General features: G+C 71.7%; 3 protein-coding genes. 1 reads left to right on the top strand and 2 read right to left on the bottom strand.

Annotation, left to right across the window (positions count from 1 at the left end; all coding sequences use genetic code 11):
• Positions 1-14 precede the first annotated feature (14 nt).
• Positions 15-755 (bottom strand): polyphosphate--glucose phosphotransferase, encoded by a 741-nt coding sequence (gene ppgK / locus GTW67_RS24535; protein ID WP_161166973.1) that lies wholly within the window; start codon positions 753-755, stop codon positions 15-17.
• Positions 756-808: 53 nt separating this feature from the next.
• On the bottom strand, positions 809-1,825 hold the full coding sequence (locus GTW67_RS24530; RefSeq protein WP_202437642.1) for a 4-hydroxy-3-methylbut-2-enyl diphosphate reductase: 1,017 nt from the start codon (positions 1,823-1,825) through the stop codon (positions 809-811).
• A gap of 104 nt (positions 1,826-1,929) precedes the next feature.
• Between GTW67_RS24530 and GTW67_RS24525 the strand changes: the two genes are divergently transcribed.
• Positions 1,930-3,236 (top strand): APC family permease (locus GTW67_RS24525; protein WP_161166971.1); only part of this gene is annotated, 1,307 nt, incomplete at its 3' end.

Here is a 3,236-nt window from a genome sequence, read left to right as displayed (position 1 = left end):
CCCCCGCCCGCCCCTCAGCCCGCCGCCCGCATCGCCGCTCCCACGATGCCCGCGTTGTTCTGGAGCTGCGCCGGGACGATCTCCGCCTGGATGCCCTCCAGGTACTGGAGGAACTTGTGGGACTTGCGGCTGACCCCGCCGCCGATGATGAACAGCTCGGGCGAGAACAGCATCTCCACGTGGGCGAGGTACTTCCGCACCCGGTGCGCCCACTGCTCCCACGACAGGTCGTGGTCGTCCTTGACCTTGCTGGAGGCCCGCTTCTCCGCGTCGTGGCCCTCCAGCTCCAGGTGGCCCAGCTCGCTGTTGGGGACGAGGACGCCGTCCGTGAAGACGGCGCTGCCGATGCCCGTGCCGAAGGTGAGCAGGATGACCGTCCCCTGGCGGCCGCGTCCCGCGCCGAAGTGCATCTCAGCCACGCCGGCCGCGTCCGCGTCGTTGACGACCGTGACGTCCAGTCCGCCGAGCCGCTCGCCGAACAGGGCGCGCGCGTCCGTGTCGACCCAGCTCTTGTCGACGTTCGCCGCCGTACGGACCGTGGCGCCGCCGGTGACGACGCCGGGGAAGGTGAGGCCGACCGGGCCGGTCCAGCCGAAGTGGTCGACGACCTGCTTCACCCCGTCGGCCACCCCGTCGGGGGTCGCCGGGCGCGGGGTGAGCACCTTGCAGCGCTCCTGGGTCAGGTCGCCCCTGTCGAGGTCCACAGGGGCGCCCTTGATCCCGGATCCGCCGATGTCCACGCCGAAGATCTGCATGGCTCCACGTTACGACGGGCCACCGACAGTCACGCGGGCGGTGATCCCGGCGGTCACGCCCCCGCCGTACCGGAGCCGCCTCGCTCGGCCACCAGCGAGGCGGCCTCCTCGCGCAGGTCGCGGCGGAGCTCCTTGGGCAGCGAGAAGATGATCGACTCCTCGGCGGCCTTGACGATCTCCACGTCCTCGAAGCCGCGCGGCGCCAGCCACTCCAGGACCTGCTCGACCAGGACGTCGGGGACGGACGCGCCCGAGGTGACGCCGACCGTGGTCACGCCCTCCAGCCAGGCCTCGTCGATCTCGTCGGCGAAGTCCACCAGGTACGCCGCGCGAGAGCCCGCCTGCTTGGCGACCTCGACGAGGCGCTTGGAGTTGGAGGAGTTGCGGGAGCCGACGACGATCACCAGCTCGGCCTCAGCGCCCATCTGCTTGACCGCGAGCTGGCGGTTCTGCGTGGCGTAGCAGATGTCGTCGCTCGGCGGGGAGATGAGCTGCGGGAACTTGTCCTTCAGCGCGTCGACGGTCTCCATGGTCTCGTCGACGGACAGCGTGGTCTGGGAGAGCCAGACGACCTTGGACGGGTCGCGGACCTCCACCTTGGCGACGTCCTCGGGGCCGTCGACGAGCTGGATGTGGTCGGGGGCCTCGCCGGAGGTGCCGATGACCTCCTCGTGGCCCTCGTGGCCGATCAGGAGGATGTCGTAGTCGTCGTTCGCGAAGCGGACGGCTTCCTTGTGCACCTTGGTGACGAGCGGGCAGGTGGCGTCGATGGTGGCGAGCCGGCCGCGTTCGGCCTCCTCGTGGACGACGGGGGCCACGCCGTGCGCGGAGAACATGACGATGTTCCCCGGCGGGACCTCCTCCGTCCGCTCGACGAAGATCGCGCCCTTCTTCTCGAGGGTCTGTACGACGTACTTGTTGTGGACGATCTCGTGCCGGACGTAGACGGGGGCCCCGTACTGCTCCAGGGCCTTCTCGACGGCGATCACGGCGCGGTCCACACCCGCGCAGTAGCCACGGGGGGCGGCGAGCAGGACACGGCGGCCAGGCGAAGCGGTCATGGCACCCATCGTAAGGCCGCGTTCGGCGGGTCAGAGATCGCGTGGGTGCGGCATCGGCGGGGACACTGACGGGGACGTTCCGAGGCACAGTCCGATGCGCTGGCGGAGGCACGATGTCCGAGTCCGGTACGACGGCCCCCGGGGCCGGTGAGGAACACGAGCTGAGGCGCAGCCTGGGCTTCAGGGACCTCGTGGTCTACGGGCTGCTGTTCATCGCGCCCATGGCGCCGGTCGGCGTCTTCGGCACGCTGGACGCCAAGTCGCACGGCGCGGTGGCGCTCGTCTACGTCGTCGCCACGGTGGCGATGGCGTTCACGGCTTTCAGTTACGCCCAGATGGTGCGGGTGGTCCCGCAGGCGGGGTCGGTGTTCGCCTACGCGCGCGTGGCGCTCGGCGACGGGGCCGGTTTCGTCGCCGGGTGGATGGCGATGCTGGACTACGTCCTCATCCCGGCGGTGGCCTATCTGTTCTCCGGCATCGCCATGGAGGCGCTGGTCCCGGACGTGTCGCGGTGGGTGTGGACGGCGCTCGCGGTGGTCGTCACGACGGCGCTGAACCTGTGGGGGGTGCGGGCGGCGGCCCGGGCGGGTTTCCTGGTCCTCGCCCTGGAGATCGTGGTCCTGCTGGTGTTCGTGGCGGCGGCGATCGTGGTCCTCGCGCGCGACGGTGCCGAGCGGGGCTGGCTGTCGCCGCTGTCCGGGGACGGCACGCAGGGGGCGTTCGCGCTGTCGGCGGTGGTCGGCGCGGTGTCGGTGGCGGTGCTGTCGTACCTGGGCTTCGACGCGATCGCGACGTTCGCGGAGGAGGTCACCGGCGGGTCGGCGAAGGTGGCGCGTGCGCTGCTGTTCTGCCTGGCGCTGGCGGGTGTGCTGTTCGTGGCGCAGACGTATCTGGTGGCGTTGCTGGAGCCGGTGACGTCGGCCGAGCTGGCGGCGGATCCGGGGCGTCAGGGGTCGGCGTTCTACGACGCGGTGGATTCGTCCGTGGGGACGTGGCTGCACGACCTGGTGGCGGTGAGCAAGGCGATCGGTGCGGCGTTCGCGGCGCTGGCCGGGCAGGCGGCGGCCGGGCGGCTGCTGTTCGCGATGGGCCGGGACCGGCGTCTGCCGGGGGCGCTGGCGCGCACGGACGGCGGGGTGCCTCGGGTGGCGCTGCTGGTCGCGGCCGTGATCACGCTGGTGGCGGCGGTGTGGGCGGCTCGGCGGGACGACGGCCTGGACCAGCTGGTCTCGGTGGTCGACGTCGGCGCGCTGACCGCGTTCACGCTGCTGCACGCGAGCGTGGTGGGCTGGTTCGCGGTACGGCGCCGCGGGGGCCCGGTGAGCTGGTGGCGCCATGTCCTGGTACCGGTGCTCGGCGCGGCCATCACGATCGCGGTGATCGTGGAGGCCTCGGGGACCGCGCAGGTGGTGGGGGCGAT

Source organism: Streptomyces sp. SID5910, from assembly GCF_009862125.1.
GTDB lineage: Bacteria > Actinomycetota > Actinomycetes > Streptomycetales > Streptomycetaceae > Streptomyces.
The sequence above is the reverse complement of the archived record's forward strand: the minus strand, read 5'-3'. Positions and strand labels throughout refer to the sequence as shown.